The sequence below is a fragment of the Solibacillus sp. FSL K6-1781 genome, from assembly GCF_038630735.1.
GTDB classification, from domain to species: Bacteria; Bacillota; Bacilli; order Bacillales_A; family Planococcaceae; genus Solibacillus; species Solibacillus silvestris.
Window position 1 is genome coordinate 2,736,208 of record NZ_CP152038.1, and the last position, 20,814, is coordinate 2,757,021.

A 20,814-nucleotide genomic window follows, 5' to 3' on the forward strand; every position below is an offset into this window, starting at 1 on the left:
CGCTATCTATAATTTTACCATATAGATACGAAAACGCTTATGTTTTATTTGAATAAAGTGCTTCAATAAGGCTCAATGTCTATTGGCTATTGTTCAATTAATAGGATAACCCTGGTTTTAAGGTTACCTCTTTTGCTGTTTCACTTCTTTTCACTTCCGGGCGTAATTGCTGTACTTCATGCTGCACTTCGTCTTCGATGCCGAAGATTTGCTGGAATAATGCAAGCTGTGCTTCCGCATTTTTCTCGTTTGCAAGTTCTTTTGCTTGTAAAATCGGCGTTTTCAATAGCTGGTTAATAATCGATTTTGTATGCTTGTTTAAAATTTTGCGTTCGCGCTCCGTTAAATTCGGCATTTTGTTTTCGATACTCAGCATTGTTTCTTCTTGAATAGATGCCGCTTTTTTGCGTAAAGCCGAAATAACAGGAACAACACCAAGTGTATTAAACCAATCTTTAAATTGAATAATTTCCTCTTGAATCATCGCTGTAATTTCATTTGCCGCACGTTCACGTTCAGCCAAGTTTGCTTGTACAATTCCTTGAAGGTCATCAATATCGTACAGAAATACATTGGACACATCGCCAATACGCGGATCTAAATCACGCGGTACCGCAATATCGACCATAAATAACGGATCGCCTTTACGGAATTTCGCTACATCTTTCATTAAGTCATAATCGATGACATAATCTGTTGCCCCAGTTGAACTGATTAAAATATCAGCTTCCAGCAGCGTACATTGAAGTTCATTCATTGCTTTCGCATCTCCATCAAATTTCGATGCCAAGTTTTGAGCTTTTTCAAATGTACGGTTAATAACCGTTACTTTCCCTACACCATTTCCGTATAGGTTTTGAATTGCTAGTTCACCCATTTTACCGGCACCTAAAATGGCTACATGCTTATCTTTCAAGGAACCAAAGATTTTTTTGGCAAGCTCTACGGCAGCATAAGAAACAGAAACAGCATTTTCCCCAATCGCTGTTTCACTATGGGCACGTTTTGCAAATGTTACTGCCTGTTTAAATAGTTGGTTGTAAACTGTACCAGTTGTACCAATTTCCTGACCTTGTAAAAAACTTTTCTTTACTTGTCCTAAAATTTGCGTTTCTCCAAGCACCATTGAATCAATACCAGCCGTTACACGGAATAAATGGTTCAATGAATCATCTTCTTCACGGATGAATAAGTGATCCTCGAACTGTTCCATCGGTATGTTAAACCAGTTCGCCAAAAATTGTTTAATATAATAGCGACCAGTGTGTAATTGATCAACAACCGCATAAATTTCTGTACGGTTACAAGTAGAGATGATTACATTTTCCAATATGCTTTTTTGCTTTTGTAGCGCTTCCATAGCATTCGGAAGATCCGATTCGATAAACGAGAGCTTTTCACGAATTTCTACTGGCGCTGTTTTATAATTCAGGCCTACTACTAATGTATGCATGAATCCCCACACCTCACACGTTCTAATTCATAGATTTTATTGTAACATAATTGCAGCATGATTCTAGTTTAGTTTGTGAACATGACATGAAAGTATATACTAAACCTACTTAATTAAATCCAAAAACACCTTTTAAATTGTCAGTGGATAACTGAACCTTTGTATATATACCCTAACTTCAGAAAAATACATCTTGTCCCAAAGAGAGCAAGATGAAGTCTATTCCAAAATGAATCGGGAATTGTTAAATTAGAATTATTCTAATGTAAGTTTAACAAAGTTCGACACAGATTTCAATCATTCAAACTAAAAAAGAAGCTCACTTTATAAGTGAGCCTCTATTTTGTCACATATTATGAATTTTAGTCCCAATAATGTTGCCTGTTGCATCAATTGCCTGGAATTCAACCTCTACATATAAATCAAATTCCGGGAACTCATAAAGGTTCGGTCGATGCATATAACGAGAAGAACCTCGTGCAGGCAAGTCGTATTTAACATCCCCACTCGGTGAAACGAAGACAACGCGAACACCTTTTACATTGTCACATCCTGTATTTACATCTGCCAGGATTGTTACTTTTGATGTTTCGATACGAACATCTGTATTGTTAAAGATTGTATCCCCTACTAGACAACTATTACTCATAACAGGTGTTTTACATAAAATTGTCGTAATGATTGCTTGCAAAGAGCTGTGCAAGTTTTCAATCGATGTAATATTTTGATATGTGCCATTTGTTTCGGACGAAATATCTTTCAGTAGTTTCTCATTTACTGTTTTATATGACCCAACCGAGACAGTGTGAATTGCAATTCCTTTTTGTTTTGCATCTCTCAGCACCTGTTCGAGTCCATTGCTGTTCGAATAACCGTCTGTAACTAGTACAATAGCTTTGCTCGTATACTGGTTTGTCGTGAAATTACCGATTGCTGTTTCAAGGGCTTTCACAATATTTGTCGATCGGTTTTCATTTTTATACGTTAACAAACTATCGATACTTGAAACAATATCCGCTTTGTCTGTTGCTTCGTGATTTGGACGATTATTAAAGCGATATACATGACTAGGGTTTGCCCCGATTTGTTTAATCGTTTGCTTCACTTTATTCGCTGTATAATTTTTCGCATCGCGCGCTTTCATCGAACCAGAGTGGTCTACAACAAACATAACTTCCGATTCAACGGAACATAAATTGTTTTCATAACGCGGGTTGGCAAAGATTTGTTCAGAGACCGTTGTATTTTTCAGGCTTTGAACGACCTTATCGTAACGTGGATCCAAATCGATCAACCGCGCCTTTACTTGCGCTTTACCGTATAAAATATCATCAAAGTAAACTACCGCGGATCCGCGGCTGCCTGTGCCGTTATTATAGTCTTTCGTATTTGTATCGAATGATACGACACGTGTTTTGCCGTTGAAAGTTACTTCCACCGTGCCTTTATAATCGGTAATAATAACCCCGCCTGGTGCGACAAGGTTGACGATTACTTTTGTATATCGGTCCATGCCTTCCGGACGCTGCTGCAACTCTTTACCTGCAAGCAAAACCTTAATTTTTGCAACGGCACCTTCGAGCTTCCCGATTATATCCGCATAATCTTTTCGCAGTAAGTTTTTGTCGATTTGGCCTAAACGATCATACATCGCCTTAATGACCTCTACCGACTCTTCATGTGCTAATGTTACCTGGTCTGCATTCGGTAAAAATTTATCTGTTAAATAAATAATGACCGCATGGAGCATTGAATCGAATGCTTCCGTATCTTCTTCACTCATGACACCTTGCAAATCATATGTCGCGCGTCCCTCATTGTTGACCGTGTACATTACTTTAGCATTGCCGAGACCGCCCCAAGAAGATTCCTCTTTTGGACCTTCAATCATATAGTCAAGAATTTGTTCAAACAGCCAAACCGATATAATTTGACCTTCCAGCTTCAAATCTGCATTCCCGTATTGAATTTCCTTGGAAGTAACCTGGCCTTGTGTCAGTTTTCCGTCAGCAGTTGTATAGCTTTCCCATTTAGACCCTGTCATCACTTTTAAATCCGGATCGTAGTTTGAGATTGTTATTACCCCGTTTTGTGTAAATGGTACTGTCGTTGTCCCTACAACACCTTGAGGTAATGCCGGTAAAGGTCTAACGCCAGGGTCAACCGTTCCGCCATTCCACTCTGTCTGTTCCGGATCGTACACTTCGTAAGAAATACGAAGTTCTGCTTTTGGCACATAGCGCACAGACGCTTCAATCACCTGATTTTTGTATGTGTAATACTTTTCTGATGGATTAATCATCTCAAAGCGAATTGTATCCACGATTGACTTCGTTAAAGCTGGTGCCGTTACATATACGCTAAGCTGTGGTCCATCGGTATAGACCGTTGTGGATTGACCGCTTGTACTTGTATTCGTTTCGGAAACTTTTGCCCCTGCTTTTGAAGTTACTTTAAATGCCAATGATTCATCATATGAAATGTCATTGCCGTAGCTATCTCGCAGATCAATTGTGATTAATGTGGAATCAACACCGTTTGCTGTAAGTTCCTCGTTTTCTACATTTATTTTTTTAACTGCTTTATAAACATCCGGACGTGTCGTTTTATCATCCGTATTTTCACCTGGTGTTGTCGGTATTGTAACAGTGCCGTTTTTACTCTCAACAAAGTTTACCGGTAATGTAATTTTATTATTATCTTTGCCAGCAGGTGTACTTGCCAGACCTTCAATTGCCAGTTTCCCTTGCTGATTGATTCGGTACATGAAGACTGCCATATCACCGCGATTAATATTGCGTGTCGGCTTATAGTCCTCGTATGTTTGCTTTCCTGTTGTACCTGTCGTAATTTCGTTCATATACAAATATCTGACCGCCTGAATCTCGGATAAATCAAGACCATTTACCGCCGCATAAAGACGCGCAAAATGTCCGCGTGAAATATTGGCATTGCGTTTTGATTTATTATTTACACCATATAACGGAATATTCAAGTCGCCATAATATTCATAGAGCATATCTTTATCATTTGTACTGAAATGATAGTTTTTGTCCATCTTCGCCAAAAACTGCAGCATTTGCCATTCCATTACGAGTGTTCCGGACTGGAATTTGTTTCCTTTATACAACTGTAAATAATCATTATCTATTGTCCATTTGGCTGCTTTATACTTCGAATTTTTTTTCGATATATCCGAAATTTGCTTACTTGCAGCTTCCGTTTCCGTAGCACCGAACGGAAATACTACGGAGAACACTAGAAGACAACAGAGCAGCATGGCCATTAGTTTCTTTGTTTTACTCATGTTTGCAACCCCTTAGTTAAAGAACAGAATATTGTCTCGGTAATTTTCTTTTAAATCTGTTTCTAAATAACGTAAAAATCGTTCAATGATTGCAGAAGATTGTGCACGTGTTAATGTAGCTTTCGGATTGAAATACCCTTCGCTTCCTGACATTAACCCTAACTGTGTTGCGACATAAATTGCATCGCGTGCATAATCCGTAATTTTGTAATCATCTTTATAGTCTGTAGTATAGCCAGGCTCAGGTGCTTTACCTTCCAGCCCAAGTGCGCGTACTAAAATTGTCGCTGCCTGCTGACGTGTTAAAAAACCATCCGGGTCAAATGTTGTTGGTGTTTTCCCTTTAATAACGCCTTTATCAACCGTTGCCACTAAGTAATTGTAATCTTTTACTGTACGTTTCACGTCTTTAAAAATAGATGGCTGTGTCTTTTTGCGGTTCGTTTCTTCCAATACACGCAGATCGATTGCTTTACCAATGGCAATTGCAAAATCATAGCGCTGAACAGGTGTATTGGGTGAGTAGAAGTTCGATTGATCATCTAATATGCCCAGTGAATACAGTTTCTCAATTTGCACGCGTGCCCAGTTCGAAGATAAATCTCGGAATTTTGGAATTTTCAGCATTTCAAGCTTTGGCATATAGTCGATGTTGCTTGCGACTGTTCCTTCACTAGCAGGCAAGTCGTATTCATATTCCGATAATGAATCAGCAGAGCTTATCGTTTTATAGTTACCGTTAAAACTAGATAACGATGCATCATTTTCGTTATATTCCAATGTTCGTGACTTGGATGTTGATACTTTGTTTTTCACTGTACCAATCGTCCCGTCATCAAACTCAATCTCGAAATCCGTAATTTGTGTTTCAGTAGCCCCCCAGAAGTTTTCATATCCTTCATTGCGGCTATCTACATGTACCGTAATTGTTTTTGTAACGGCATCTTTGCTACGTCCTGTCGTTTCGGTATATGTTTTACGTGCAATCGCATTTCCTGAATAATAGTCGGATGCCGGACGCTTGTCTGTAATCGTACTTTTAGAAAGCTGGTAATCGGCCAATGTAAAGGTTCTGTCACCAACCGTAATTTTTTCAGTAAATTTTGTAACTTCACCCGTTGCCGAACTTTGCCCAACTTGGTCATAGTTTGTGACATCGTATGTATACGTAAAATTCCGTGTTAGCTTTTCCCCACTTGGCCCTGCCAACGTAAACTTATATGTTTCGGTTAACTTGCCTTTAGATTCCCTCGCTGATATCGTTATATTTTTATTTGTCCCTGTAAATTTAATCGGCTTTCCTGTTAAGAAAAAGTATTCTTCATACTCATATTCGTTTTTTATGCCGCCTGTTAGATCAATAGATTGTGCAGAACTTGATGAAGGGAGCAGCAACAGAAAAAATGAGCATGCCACTAGGAAGGTGAAGCAAAGTTTCTTTCTCACAAATTTGTCCCTCATTTCTTTATGATTCACTTATTATGAAATGGCATGCGAGAAACCGGTCCTGCATGCCTTTTTAATTAGTTTACTAATAATACATAAACTTCCGATGTTGAACGTGCAATCGCTGTAACATGATCTGCTTTTTTAATATCAGATATGTCGATTACTTCCCCATCTTTAATAACCATTGCTTTTGATAGGTCGAGCGAAAGTGAACCGAATCGGTAACTCCAGTGACCGTCTTTGTTCCACTGGCTGCTGTTAACAACCGATATCTTTTTCGTATTGAAATTAATCGAACTTACACGGCCAGTTAATGTTAACGTAGCCAGTTTTTCATTTGGCACAAAATGAATGCCCTCAATATGACCATCATTTACAAAGAAGTATCCGTAATATGGATTTGGTGAATTTGTGTAATTATCATACAAATCGAGATCCAGTTCCGGGATGACTTTGAATTGCTTTGTTCCATCCAGTTCTGAAGCGATTGTTGAATTACTGTAAGCAAATGATGCAATGGAATTTTCCGTATTCCAGAAATGATTATCGAAACGTTGTAAGTCTGATAACTCCACTTCATATGCATCTAGATCCGCCACATTAATTCGACCAAAGTAAAGTTTGTATTTTGATAGATTCGGAGCTAAATAACCATCATTTGTTATATTGACGATATGGGCATAATCACTCTTAATCGCCCCATCTGTTAATACAAATGCCGTTGTCGATATTGGATTTTGCGCTAAATCAAGGGCTATAAGTCCTTCAGGTTCTACTAAACGGCCATTGCGAATCAAAATTGAACCGTTATGATAATTTAATTTTAATGAATTTTTAAGTTGCAGTGTGTTCACACCAAGATTGACACTTGTAATAGGTTGATAGAATGTACGCTCATTTTTAGCTAATACGATAATTTTATCGATTACTTCTTTGCTGAACTGAGTTTTTGTTACAAAATAAAGCTCGCTATTATTATATTTTTTTAATTGGCTTTTTGAGATTTTTTTATTTCCTACGTAAATGCTTGTACTGTTCGTAAAATTAAATGTTGCTTGTGTTTTCGTTTTTACTGTTCCAAAGCGCCAATTTAGTAAAGGATGCGCATTTTTAACATTTAGCGTATTTTTGTTTGTATTAACTGTATTTAAATCTGCTTTATATAATTCCGCTACCATATTAGCTGTGCTCATAATTGTAATTTCAGCTATACGGGAAGTATTGGCTGTTGCAAATTTTAGACGGACACGGTCTCCAACATAAAGTGTGCTTAAATCTACAGATGAGTTTCCTTTGAAAACTTCCGTATTGTTTGTCACTGAATAATTTTTAGTTGAGGAACCGTCGATTTTTACACGTAGCTGCAAACCGTTCGGATCAATTTGTGTGACAACACCGGTTACTTGTTTGCTGTTTTCGACGATTGAACCGCCTTCTACATTTGTAGAGCCACGCATTTCCGTAATTTTGCCCAAGTTTACTTTTATCGTGACACTCATGCCTGCTTTAAATCCATCTATCGTTGTCAGCGTACTATTAATATAGTATTTACTAGTATTAGCAAGGTTAAATGTTGCAGTTTTGCCTGCACTATTTTTTAATGTGACACTTTTTAATGTTCGTGTGACATTTCCCTTCTTATCTTCGGTTTCATTATAATTCGATTTCATAAATGTATATGTATTCGATGCTGCTTCAGCTTTTTGCACTATTGGTAAGATCGCTAAAGCAATTGTAATTGCTATCAATACGGTAATGAATTTTTTAAGCAATTTTCCTGCCTCCTTCTTTCAGTAACTTTTTCAATCCATAGTAAACGCCTGGAATATTTGTAGTTAATACCAAATATTGTTACAAGGCCTATTTTAGTGTAACAAAATTGCCGACTATTGGCATTGATTGTCGAAATTATTTATACGTAAATATCGATTGTTTTACCTAATATGGGGTGTGATGCATTGATCACTTCGACTATTTGTTTCGCATTATCTTGCTGAAAATCCATCGCTTTTTTCGTCATGGTCAATGAAACATTTTGCATCAATTCGTTATGTTTCACCGACATCGCTAATGCAGCAATATCCAAATGTACACCTCCTATTTACCTTTATCGGCTAAATACTATGAATATCAAGTAATTATTATAATTTCCGAGAGTAAATTGGCCAAAATAAAAAACAACCCCGAAAGAATTTCGAGGTTGCATTGTTTACATGCGTGATTCAATTTCTGCCCAAGCCTGTTCTAGACCAAGACCTTTTTCAGAAGAAAACACGATTAATGGATCTTGCTTTTCCATTTGTAGTGTTTCCCGGACAATCTTTTTATGCTTATCCCATTTTCCCTTCGGAATTTTATCAGCCTTAGTTGCGACAACTATTACCGGGATATTATAATGCTTTAAAAAATCATACATCATGCAGTCATCTGAAGTCGGGTTATGGCGAATATCAACAATTAAGACAACCGCTCTTAACTGCTCACGACCCATAAAGTACTGCTCAATCATTCTTCCCCATGCTGCACGTTCTGATTTTGAAACTTTTGCATAGCCGTATCCTGGTACGTCAACATAATAAAGCTGTTCTTCAATTTTATAGAAGTTCAGTTGTTGTGTTTTACCAGGTTTTGACGAAATACGTGCCATTGCTTTACGGCCAATCATACGATTGATAAACGAAGATTTGCCGACATTTGAACGACCCGCTAAAGCGAATTCAGGTAGCCCGTCTTCCGGGAACTGTTCTGGTCGGACAAAACTGCCGATCATTTCTACGTTATGGACTTTCATTACTTATTAAAACCTCCATCTAGTGCGAGCGCAAGAACTTCTTCCGCTTGTGAAACTAGTTTAAATGTGAGTTGCTCACGAATTGTTTCAGGAATATCATCAATATCACGTTCATTGTCTTGCGGAATGATAATCGTCGTTAATCCTGCACGGTGGGCACTTAGTGATTTCTCTTTTAAGCCGCCGATTGGCAGTACACGACCCCGTAATGTTACTTCTCCAGTCATTCCAATTTCGCGTTTAATTGCTTTTCCAGTTATTGCGGACACAATAGCAGTCGTCATCGTAATACCTGCTGATGGACCATCTTTTGGTACAGCGCCTTCCGGAACGTGGACATGAATATCGTGCTGATCGAAATAATCAGCATCTACTCCTAAATCACTTGTTAATGTGCGGACGAATGAAAGCGCAATTTGTGCTGATTCCTTCATTACATCGCCAAGCTTCCCTGTTAAAATTAATTTACCTTTACCAGGTGTTAATGAAACCTCGATTTGTAATGTATCACCACCGACTGTTGTATAGGCAAGTCCAGTAGCGACACCCACTTGGTTTTCCAATTCAGCTTGTCCATAGCGGAAGCGGTGTTTCCCAAGCATATCCACTAGTACTTTGGAGTTGACCGTTACTTTTTTCTTTTCACCAGATACGATTTTTTTCGCAGCTTTACGGCAAACAGTCGCAACTTGACGTTCCAACCCACGAACACCAGCTTCACGTGTATAGTAACGAATTAAATCCGTAATCGCTTCGTCTTTCATTGCCATTTGTGTCTTCTTCAAACCATGTTCCTTCATCTGTTTCGGAATCAAATGGTTCTTAGTAATTTCTACTTTTTCGAATTCTGTATAACCTGCAATATTAATGATTTCCATACGATCCAATAATGGTGCAGGAATTGTACTTAAATCATTTGCTGTTGCAATAAATAGGACATCTTGCAAATTGTACGGTTCTTCAATAAAGTGGTCACTGAATGTATTATTTTGCTCGGGATCCAATACTTCCAGCATTGCAGCAGATGGGTCTCCACGGAAGTCATTTGACATTTTATCGATTTCATCAAGTAAGAATACAGGATTTGTCGTGCCTGCTTTTTTCATCCCTTGAATGATACGTCCCGGCATTGCGCCGACATACGTACGACGGTGACCACGAATTTCAGATTCATCACGCACACCGCCAAGTGATACACGGACAAATTTACGGTCAAGGCTTTCCGCAATGGAACGCGCTAAACTCGTTTTACCTACGCCCGGAGGTCCGGCCAAACATAAAATCGGACCGCGCAATGAATTCATTAATTGACGTACTGATAAATATTCTAAAACGCGCTCTTTCACTTTTTCTAAGCCATCATGATCGCGATTTAAAATTTCTTCTGCATAGGCAATATCAATACGGTCTTCCGTTTTTTCCGTCCAAGGAATCGATACAAGCCATTCCAGATAATTACGGATGACACCACTCTCTGCACTTGCAGCAGGTAACTTTTCGTAGCGGTCAAGTTCTTTTAACGCTACTTTTTGTGTTGACTCCGGCATTCCGGCACTATCGATTTTTTTGCGAAGTTCGGCAATTTCACCCGTTTTTCCTTCGCGATCACCAAGTTCTGTTTGGATTGCTTTCATTTGCTCACGCAGATAATACTCTTTCTGTGTACGCTCCATCGCTTGTTTCACTTTTGTACTGATTTTTTTCTCGAGATTTAAGATCTCCTGCTCGTCATGCAAACGAATCATTAAGTGATCTAAACGCTTTTTAATGTTCGTAATATCGAGCACTTCTTGCTTTTCATTAATTTTGAAAGGCAAATGAGAAGCAATAACATCTGCTAATCGACCAGGTTCTTCAATATCAAGCACCAATTCGATTGTTTCTGTCGTAATTTTGTTTGAAGATTTTGCATATTTTTCAAAATACGATAGCACAGTACGCATTAAAGCTTCCGTTTCTGCATCTTTGTGCAGCTCATCTTCAAATAGTTCCAAATCTGCAGTTGTAAATTTCCCGGAATCTTCATAGCTGACCATTTCCGCACGGTTTAAACCTTCAACCAGAATACGTAATGTTCCATTTGGAAGCTTCAGCATTTGTTTTACCTTCGCTAATGTCCCCATTTTATAAAGATCTGCTTTTCCCGGTGAATCAACACGTAAATCTTTTTGGGTTACTAAAAAGATTGTGCTATCTTCAAGCATCGCATGTTCTAGTGCAGCAATTGAACGTTCTCGACCCACATCAATATGTAAAACCATCGTTGGGTATACAAGAAGTCCTCTTAACGGTAAAACTGGCATATTAGTTAATTTTTTCGTCACGCGGGTATTCACCTCCATCCAAATCTTTAAAAAAACCCGCAATATAAGTATGTGTTAGTTCCTTGTCAATTACGCCTAAGCGTTACTGTGTCCAGATTTTTCCGAGTTCAGGTACTCAAAATACTGGAGAAAACCATTTTTAACGCTTCAAAACCTGAGACATCCGGCTAAATATCCGAAACCTTATGTATATGCTTTTTGTAAGAAAAAGCTGACTTTGGACTTGCTTGAGAAGTCTAAGTCAGCTACATAGTTGGAATTCATTCAGCTAATAATTAAGCTGAAGTTTTTTTGTTGTCGTCTTTTTTCAATTCAGAACCATCATCCAAAATTAACTTTGGATCTGCTTTGTCACGAATTGTTTCAGCTGTGATGATACATTTTTTAATATCTTCACGTGAAGGCAATTCAAACATTACATCAAGCATTGTCGCTTCAATGATTGAACGTAGACCACGGGCACCAGTTTTGCGTTCAATTGCTAATTTAGCAATTTCGACAAGTGCATCGTCTTCAAATTCCAGTTCAACATCATCAAGCTCCAACATTTTTTGGTATTGTTTTGCTAAAGCGTTTTTAGGCTCAGTTAAAATTTGTACTAATGCATCTACATTTAACTGCTCTAATGTAGCCAATACCGGTAAACGTCCGATAAATTCAGGAATTAAACCGAATTTCAACAAGTCTTCAGGAATTAACTGTGACATGATTGAAGCATCTTCATCGATTCCTTTATTTTGTGTTGAAGCAAAGCCAATTACTTTTTCGCCTTGACGACGTTTAATAATTGTTTCGATTCCATCAAATGCTCCACCTACGATAAACAGGATATTCGATGTATCGATTTGAAGGAACTCCTGGTGTGGATGCTTACGTCCGCCTTGTGGGGGAACACTTGCAACTGTACCTTCTAAAATTTTCAGTAATGCTTGTTGTACACCTTCGCCTGATACGTCACGTGTAATTGAAGGATTTTCAGATTTACGAGCAACCTTGTCAATCTCATCAATATAAATGATACCCTTTTCTGCACGTTCTATATCATAATCTGCAGCCTGGATTAGCTTTAAAAGGATATTTTCAACGTCCTCACCAACATAACCTGCTTCAGTTAAGCTTGTCGCGTCAGCAATTGCGAATGGTACATTTAAAATACGCGCCAACGTTTGAGCAAGTAAAGTTTTACCGCTACCAGTTGGTCCAATTAATACGATATTCGATTTCGACAATTCAACATCGTCAATTTTTGAATTCGAATTAATACGTTTATAGTGATTATATACAGCAACTGCCAATGCTTTTTTTGCACGTTCTTGTCCGATTACATATTCACCTAAAATATTTAAAATCTCTTTAGGTTTTGGAATTTCATTGAACTCGATTTCCTCTTCGATCCCTAACTCTTCCACTACGATCTCCGAGCATAGTTCGATACACTCATCACAAATATATACGCCTGGTCCTGCAACCAGTTTACGAACTTGTTCTTGTGGTTTACCACAAAAAGAGCATTTTAAATTGCCTTTTTCATCATTAAATTTAAACAATTTGGTTCACCCCTATTCAAGCAACAATCTTACAAGATTCTAATTGTTTTATCAAATAAATTGATTGCGCGTTGTTACTAGCTTATTTTATGTCCTATTAAACTTTGCTGGCTGTTCAATAGTTAATGAAATTATCCCGCATTAACGGGTAGTAAGACACCCGCCTTTCGACTAAAGTACAGCGAAAAGGAAAGGCGGGAAATCAACTACCCGTAAAAGCCCGATTGGTTCAACTAACAATCAGTGGGAGATAAAGAACCCCCACTGATTTAAGTTTCACTTTATATTGTAACTTTTTATCATTAAATATTCAAATGAACCAACTATTATATGTATGTATTCAAAGGTAGAAAACAAGGCACGGGAATACCGTACCTTGTCAAAATCTCATTTTACTCAATCCGTACTAGTTTTATCTTTATGTTAGACGGTAGCCCAGGAGTAAACCGGTACTTGTCGGCACTGATTCATGCTTCACCATGGTCATGAATCAGTACAGGATTGAATTCAAATCGATTATTCAAAACAAATAATTAGTTAGAAATTTTAGCGTTTTCAACTAGGAATTCAACTGTTTTTTGAGTGCGGATATCGTTCTCAAGAACTTGAGTTCCACCTAAAGCAGTTAAAATTTGATCGTTTGACATACCGAATTGAGCAGCCATTTTTTCTACTTCTGTATTGATATCTTCTTCAGATACTTCAATGTTTTCAGCTTGACCAATTGCTTCTAAAACTAAAGATACACGTACACGGTTTACAGCTTCTTCAGCCATTTGAGTGCGTAATGCTTCTTCGTTTTGACCTGAGAATTGGTAGTAAAGGTCTAAGTTCATACCTTGCATTTGTAAACGTTGGCCGAACTCTTGAACCATGCGGTCAACTTCAGTGTTGATCATTCCTTGTGGAATTTCAACTTCTGCATTAGCAGCCGCTTTTTCAACTAACTCGTCGCGTAAAGAAGCTTCTACATCTGCTTCTTTGTTAGCTAAAGTAGTTTCTTTTAATTTAGTGCGTAATGCTTCTACAGTTTCAACTTCTGGATCGATTTCTTTAGCGAACTCATCCGTTAAGTCTGGTAATACTTTTGTTTTAACTTCTTTAACTGTTACAACGAATTTCGCTTCTTTGCCAGCTAATTCAGCAGCATGGTATTCTTCTGGGAAAGTAACTACTACATCTTTCGTTTCACCAGTTTTAGCACCTACTAATTGCTCTTCGAAACCTGGAATGAAAGAACCAGAACCGATTTCTAATGCGTAGTCTTCACCTTTACCGCCTTCGAATGCTTCTTCACCAACAAAACCTTCAAAATCGATTACAGCTGTGTCGCCTTCAACGATTGCTTCATCTTCTTTAATTTCTAATTCAGCTTTTTTAGCTAATTGAGCGTCGATTAAAGATTGAACTTCTTCGTCTGTTACTTCAGCAGATTGTTTTGTTACTTCTAAACCTTTATATTCACCTAATTTTGGTTCTGGTTTCACAGTTACTGTTGCAGTGTATGTGAAGTCAGTACCTTTAGCGAAATTCTCAGTACCCGCGATTTCTGGGTAGTCAACTGGCTCAATACCAGCTTCGTCTAAAGCAACTGGGTATGAAGAATTGATAACGATTTCTAGAGCATCTTGGTATAGAGCTTCTACACCGTACATTTTTTCAAATACGTTACGAGGCATTTTTCCTTTACGGAAACCTGGTACGTTAATTTGTTTTACTACTTTTTTGAAAGCTTGGTCTAAAGCTTTATCAACTTCTGCAGCTTCTACAGTAACCGTTAATAAACCTTCGTTACCTTCTTGTTTTTCCCATTTTACTGACATATATATTACCTCCAAAGTTAACATTCGTTTGAATAAACAAACTCGTCATATATATTGTTTGACAACCATTTTAGTATAACATAGATGCTCAATGTTTCAACTTTTTTCACTACTCTTGCAAATCCGACATTTTTTCTATGTTTTGTAAAAAAGTAACTATTCCACCATTCATTTCTCTCTCTTCACCGAACATTAATTTCACATAATAAATATAGCCTGCAGCAACTTCTTCACTGGAATATCCGGCCCATTCAAACGGGTAAAGTACGATTGCATGTTTGTCGATTAAGTGTAAAGCAAACTCTAAAGTAGACGGCTCCTGTGCCAGTTGTTCCGTTATAAATCCCGTAATTTCCGTATATTGAGGCAGCTTCGTCGGCAACGGAAAATTCACCGGGTTTAATTCTTTGGACTGACCTAGTTTTGTTACAGTGACTGTCATATTGATTTCCTGTTCAACAAGCAGAATGAGCAGTAAGCTTTTTATAAAGGGTTGGATTGTTTCGTTTTCAATGAGTGCTTTCAATTCACCGGAATAGGGACGGATATTCTTTTCCGTAAGTTCATGAATCAGCATCATTTGCTGTTGTGCTGACATTACAGAAAATTCTGTTGCCGTAAATTCTTCAGGTTCGTTATCTTCAATAATTGTTGCTTGAAAATGGGATTCCTGGTTTTCCGCAATATGGGCATTCAAATTTTTTAAGCGTTCGAATTTTTCCGCTTCATATTCAGGGATTAACTGTTCGTCAAACAATGATTCAATGATTTTTTCAACTTGTTTAAATTGACGTAATTGCATGCAGGTCGTTAAGTACAGTTCCATCACTTCAAAGTACATGTTTGGACCTATCGCAAGCAATTCCTCACAAACTTGTTTTGCTCGTTCGTAATTTTTTTCTTCATATAATGAGTATGCAAATATACTAAGTGACACTTCATCTCCCTCACCTAGTAACAAAGCTTGCTCAAATAGCTCATTTGCTTCTTTGTACTGGTTATTTTCTGCCAAGTATTTTGCTTCATTAAATAAACGATCCATCATCCCCGGAAATAAAATTACTTTTCCATGATCTTTATTTTTTTTATTTTCTTTCATTTAATCACTCCATCGGCGACAAAGTAATGCAGTTGCACTCTTCGTCCATTGCATTTATTTTAACGTTGTTTATTCATTCCAACAATAATTATATGAATGCATGATTTAATCTGAAATCGTGACCCTTTTCACTCAATATTCCCGTTCTTAATTGTAATTAACCTAATTTATTGTTAATAGCAACAAAAGGAAGGTTATCTTGTATTTGAAAAAAGTCGTTCTGTTTGCATTGAACGGCCAGTGCGGTATACTAAGCGCTATGTACATTTTACGTAAAAGATATAATTAAATTATTTGAAAGAAGGATTTATAGATGAAATTTGGATTTATCGGACTTGGAAACATGGCTGGCGCGATTATTCACGGCATGATTACAAGCCAGCAATTTAATGCTGCCGATGTATACGGGATGAATCGGAGTCGTGAAAAAACCGAAGACCTTGTAAATAAATACGGCATTCAGGCAGCCGATACAATTGAACAGATAATGGAACAAGTAGACGTAATTGTCATCGCTGTAAAACCTCAAATGTTCGAAGATGTTTTACCTACAATTAAAAAACATCTAACGAATAAACACATCGTCATTTCAATCGCCGCCGGAAAATCACTCGATTATTTACATGAGGAACTTGGAAACGAAACATCTATTTTCCGGGTTATGCCGAATATTAACGCAACAATCGGGGCATCGACAAGTTGTTATTCAACTCAGAAAGCTAGTGCAGGTCAAAAAGCAATCATTGAGAAGCTTTTTGCTACTGTCGGAACAATTGTCGAGCTTCCTGAAAACCTATTTTCAATCTTTACAACAATTGGTTGTGCTTCTCCTGCCTTTACTTACCTCTATATCGACTCATTGGCCCGTGCAGCAGTTCGTGAAGGGATGCCCAAAGATATGGCACTTCAAATTGCGGCAAGCTCTGTATTAGGCAGTGCGCAAATGGTATTACAATCCGATTCTCACCCATGGGCATTAATCGATCAAGTATGTTCACCTGGAGGAACGACAATTCAAGGTGTCACTTCCCTTCAAGTTAATCACTTTGAAAGTACAATCTACGAAGCCGTTGATGCAGTAACGAATCGTGATACATTTTTACAAAAACAAACAGTTAAATAGAAATGCCTGCCCAGTGGACATAACTTCTCACTGGGCTTTTTCTTTTTTATAAAGTAATGATAATAGATTATGTTTTTATTTTCTCTTAATTCTACAAAAAAAATATGAGAACATAATTGCTAACTACCGTACTATTCTATATAATCAATCTTGTTTCAAAAATGAAACCAAAAAATTATAGATTTGGAGCGTGACAAGAAATTGGGTAAAGCATTGATTATTGGAGCTGGCGGTGTAGCTAGCGTTGTCGTACATAAATGTGTACAAAACTCAGAAGTATTCGAAGAGATTATGATCGCAAGTCGAACAAAATCAAAATGTGATGCTTTAAAAGAAAAATTAGATGGTGGAAAAACGATTATTCACACAGCACAGGTGGATGCGGATAACACTGAGGAACTAATTGACCTAATCAATGGATTTAATCCAGATGTGGTGATCAATGTAGCTTTACCATATCAAGACTTAACTATTATGGATGCATGTTTGGCAACGAAGACTCACTATGTAGATACAGCGAACTACGAGCCTTTAGATACTGCTAAATTCGAATATAAATGGCAATGGGCGTATAAAGAGCGTTTTGAAGAAGCAGGTATTACTGCGCTTCTAGGTTCAGGTTTTGACCCAGGTGTAACAGGCGTATTCACAGCGCATGCACAAAAGCATCATTTCGATGAAATTCATTACATCGATATCGTTGATGCAAACGGTGGAGACCACGGACTTCCATTCGCAACAAACTTCAACCCTGAAATCAACATTCGCGAAATTACTGCGAACGGTCGTTTCTGGAAAGATGGCGAGTGGGTTGAAACGGAGCCTTTAGAATATAAAACAGTTTATAACTTACCGGAAATCGGTGAAAAAGATTGCTACCTTCTATACCATGAAGAACTGGAATCTTTAGCGAAAAACATTAAAGGTTTAAAACAAATCCGCTTCTGGATGACGTTTGGCGAAAAATACTTAACACATTTAAACGTTCTTGAAAATGTAGGTATGACTTCAATCGAGCCAATCGAATTCCAAGGACAAATGATTCAGCCAATCCAGTTTTTAAAAGCTGTTTTACCAGACCCAGCTACATTAGGTCCACTTACAAAAGGTAAAACAAACATCGGCTGTATCGTTCGCGGTATGAAAGACGGTAAAGAAAAAACTTACTATGTATACAATGTATGTGATCACCAAGAATGCTACAGAGAAGTTGGCTCACAGGCGATTTCTTACACAACTGGTGTACCGGCAATGATCGGCGCTATGCTTGTAATGAACGGCGAATGGCAAAAACCAGGTGTATGGAATGTAGAAGACTTCAATCCGGACCCATTCATGGATGCTTTAAATAAATGGGGATTACCATGGCACGAAACAGAAAACCCTGAATTAATCGACTTGGAATTCACTTCTGCTGGAGAAAAAGCATAATGGCAGAAATTAAAAACACGAAAAAATCTGTGATGGCAGCTGCTCTTGAAAAAGAAACAGGCATTGACTGGTCAAAAGCACCATCTCCCGCCTTCGTAGTGGACGAGCGATTACTTGAGCGCAATTTAAAACTGTTAAAATCCGTACAAGATCGTACGAATTGTGATATTTTACTTGCACTTAAAGGGTTTTCTATGTGGTCAACATTCCCGATGGCGCGCAATTATTTAGCGGGGATTACATCTTCTTCACTATTTGAAGCACGTCTTGGCTTTGAAGAATTCGGCAAGGAAGTACACGCGTATGCTCCTGCTTATGCAGAGCATGAAATCGATGAATATTTAACTTATGTCGACCATATTGTATTTAACTCATTTGATCAGTTAAATAAATACAAAGACAAAGTGTTAAATCACGAGAAAAATATTTCAATCGGTTTACGTGTAAATCCAGGATATTCAGAAGTGGAAACACCTTTGTATGACCCATGCTATATTAACTCGCGTTTAGGTATTCCGGTGGAGTCATTCCGTCCGGATGAACTTGACGGTGTTGAAGGCATTCACTTCCATGCAATGTGTGAGCAGGGTGCCGAGGTTTTGGAGCGTATTTTAGTACACTTTGAAGAGAAATATGGCGAATACTTGCATCAAATGAAGTGGATCAACTTTGGCGGCGGACACCATATTACGAAGCCAGGTTATGATGTCGAACTATTAGTCAGCTTAATCAACCGCATTCAGGAAACATATGGCGTAAAAGTGATTTTAGAGCCAGGTGAAGCAATTGCGCTTAATACAGGATATTTAGTGGCAACAGTGCTTGATATCGTACAAAACGGTATGGAGCTTGCGATTGTCGACTCTTCAGCTACTTGCCATATGCCGGATACACTTGAAATGCCTTACCGTGCGCATATTATTGGTTCGGGTCAGCCAAACGAGAAAGCCTACACATATCGTTTAGGTGGGATGACTTGCTTAGCAGGCGACATTATCGGAGACTATTCTTTCGATGAGCCGCTACAAGCAGGCGACAAACTCGTCTTTACGGATATGGCCCATTATACAATGGTAAAAACGCATATGTTCAACGGTGTAAATTTACCAAGTATTTGCACTTACAATGAACAAGATGGTGTGAAAGTAATCCGTACTTTCCAATACGAAGACTACCGTAACCGTTTATCTTAATTAATAATAAAGGGTAACAAAAACATCCATTTCCCAGTGAGGAAATGGATGTTTCTCTGTTTTCAGGAGTACCGTAACCGTTAGAAGTGCTCCGACATTATTAATGTATACTTCCACTATTTTGAATGACTTGTTGCATCAAGCTAATTAATATAGATATCACAGAGTATATGATAAACTTACTTTTAGTAACTTACTAAAGGAGTCTATTAAAAATGAAGAAATTTGAATTCGGCATCTATACCCTCGCTGATATTGGCACTGATCCTTTAACAGGAAAAGCCCCTTCTCCTTCGCAACGATTAGAGGAAATTTTACAGATGGCGGACTTAACTGAAAATTTAGGGCTGGATGTGTTCGGTGTCGGCGAGCATCACCGTCTTGATTATGTCGTATCTGCTCCGCCTGTTGTTTTGTCTGCGATTTCTCAACGGACAAAACATATTAAACTGACGAGCACAACAACCGTTTTAAGTACGGTGGATCCTGTTCGGCTTTTTGAAGATTTTGCAACGCTTGATTTACTAAGCAACGGACGAGCCGAAATTTTAGCAGGTCGTGGTGCATTCATCGAATCTTTCCCGCTTTTCGGGTATTCAACAAATGATTATGACGCATTATTTGAGGAAAACTTACTGTTACTTCAACAATTAAATTCACAGGAATGCGTAACATGGAGCGGTCAATTCCGCCCAGCTTTAAATAATGCGGAAATAGCACCTAGGCCCTTTAATCAGGAAATTCCTATTTGGGTTGGTGTTGGCGGCACACCGGAAAGTGCTGTTCGAGCAGGACGTGTCGGAGTTGGGATGGCATTAGCAATATTAGGCGGTCCCCTTGATCGGTTCCAGCCATTAGTGAATCTTTACCGAAAATCCGGACAGCAGCATCCTGAAAAATTAAATGTTGGAGTTACCGGTCACCTTTTCATTGCTGAAACAACTGAAAAGGCACTGGAGCAATTTTACCCTTACTATAAAAACTATTGGCAGTATGTAAATCAGCAACGCGGCAGTTTCAGCTTCCAGTTATCTTTTGAACAATTCATCGAAATTACCGGACCGAACATGGCATTATTCGTTGGAAGTCCTGAAGAGGTTGCGGAAAAAATTATTAAACAATATGAATTCTTCGGGCATAGCCGGTTTTTGGCGCAGCCGGATATTGGCGGTCAACCATTTGAACTTGTAAAAAATAGTATAAACTTATTTGCTACCGAAGTCGTTCCAATTGTTAGAAACCACATTGAACTGAAATCATAAAAGTTTTCTTTA

At 38.2% G+C, this 20,814-nt stretch carries 14 protein-coding genes; 4 read left to right on the top strand and 10 right to left on the bottom strand.

Annotated elements, in window-relative coordinates:
- Positions 1-97 precede the first annotated feature (97 nt).
- From hemA to MHH37_RS13795, 10 genes are all read right to left on the bottom strand, one after another.
- Complete coding sequence (gene hemA, locus MHH37_RS13750; protein ID WP_008405180.1) at positions 98-1,453, bottom strand: glutamyl-tRNA reductase; 1,356 nt, start codon at positions 1,451-1,453, stop codon at positions 98-100.
- 346 nt (positions 1,454-1,799) lie between these two features.
- Positions 1,800-4,760, bottom strand: a complete 2,961-nt coding sequence (locus MHH37_RS13755; protein WP_342573535.1) for a vWA domain-containing protein — start codon at positions 4,758-4,760, stop codon at positions 1,800-1,802.
- Positions 4,761-4,772: 12 nt separating this feature from the next.
- Positions 4,773-6,206, bottom strand: a complete 1,434-nt coding sequence (locus MHH37_RS13760; protein ID WP_342573536.1) for an S-layer homology domain-containing protein — start codon at positions 6,204-6,206, stop codon at positions 4,773-4,775.
- Between the two features lie 77 nt (positions 6,207-6,283).
- The gene (locus tag MHH37_RS13765) at positions 6,284-7,981 is read right to left on the bottom strand and encodes a phosphate ABC transporter ATPase (protein ID WP_342573537.1); all 1,698 of its coding nucleotides are present in this window, start codon (positions 7,979-7,981) and stop codon (positions 6,284-6,286) included.
- Positions 7,982-8,121: 140 nt separating this feature from the next.
- Positions 8,122-8,295 (bottom strand): YjfB family protein, encoded by a 174-nt coding sequence (locus tag MHH37_RS13770; protein WP_014823250.1) that lies wholly within the window; start codon positions 8,293-8,295, stop codon positions 8,122-8,124.
- A gap of 123 nt (positions 8,296-8,418) precedes the next feature.
- Positions 8,419-9,000, bottom strand: a complete 582-nt coding sequence (gene yihA / locus MHH37_RS13775) for a ribosome biogenesis GTP-binding protein YihA/YsxC (RefSeq protein WP_008405173.1) — start codon at positions 8,998-9,000, stop codon at positions 8,419-8,421.
- Positions 9,000-11,342, bottom strand: coding sequence for an endopeptidase La (lon, locus tag MHH37_RS13780; protein WP_169797430.1), 2,343 nt, complete (start codon positions 11,340-11,342; stop codon positions 9,000-9,002). Before lon ends, yihA begins: the two co-directional genes overlap by 1 nt.
- Positions 11,343-11,599: 257 nt before the next feature.
- On the bottom strand, positions 11,600-12,871 hold the full coding sequence (clpX, locus tag MHH37_RS13785) for an ATP-dependent protease ATP-binding subunit ClpX (RefSeq protein WP_008405169.1): 1,272 nt from the start codon (positions 12,869-12,871) through the stop codon (positions 11,600-11,602).
- A gap of 533 nt (positions 12,872-13,404) precedes the next feature.
- A complete protein-coding gene (tig, locus tag MHH37_RS13790) occupies positions 13,405-14,694 on the bottom strand; it encodes a trigger factor (RefSeq protein WP_008405167.1) in 1,290 nt (429 codons plus the stop codon).
- 109 nt (positions 14,695-14,803) lie between these two features.
- Positions 14,804-15,793 (bottom strand): DUF3196 family protein, encoded by a 990-nt coding sequence (locus tag MHH37_RS13795; RefSeq protein ID WP_342573538.1) that lies wholly within the window; start codon positions 15,791-15,793, stop codon positions 14,804-14,806.
- 313 nt (positions 15,794-16,106) lie between these two features.
- Here MHH37_RS13795 and proC point away from each other — a divergent pair, with 313 nt between their 5' ends.
- The 4 genes from proC to MHH37_RS13815 all read left to right on the top strand — a co-directional run bounded on the left by proC (position 16,107) and on the right by MHH37_RS13815 (position 20,802).
- Entirely contained in the window at positions 16,107-16,916 is an 810-nt protein-coding gene (gene proC / locus MHH37_RS13800) for a pyrroline-5-carboxylate reductase (RefSeq protein ID WP_342573539.1), read from the top strand.
- 201 nt (positions 16,917-17,117) lie between these two features.
- Positions 17,118-18,347, top strand: a complete 1,230-nt coding sequence (locus MHH37_RS13805; protein ID WP_008405160.1) for a saccharopine dehydrogenase family protein — start codon at positions 17,118-17,120, stop codon at positions 18,345-18,347.
- A gap of 32 nt (positions 18,348-18,379) precedes the next feature.
- Complete coding sequence (gene nspC, locus MHH37_RS13810) at positions 18,380-19,540, top strand: carboxynorspermidine decarboxylase (protein WP_173364541.1); 1,161 nt, start codon at positions 18,380-18,382, stop codon at positions 19,538-19,540.
- 215 nt (positions 19,541-19,755) lie between these two features.
- Complete coding sequence (locus tag MHH37_RS13815) at positions 19,756-20,802, top strand: LLM class flavin-dependent oxidoreductase (RefSeq protein WP_342573540.1); 1,047 nt, start codon at positions 19,756-19,758, stop codon at positions 20,800-20,802.
- Positions 20,803-20,814 lie beyond the last annotated feature (12 nt).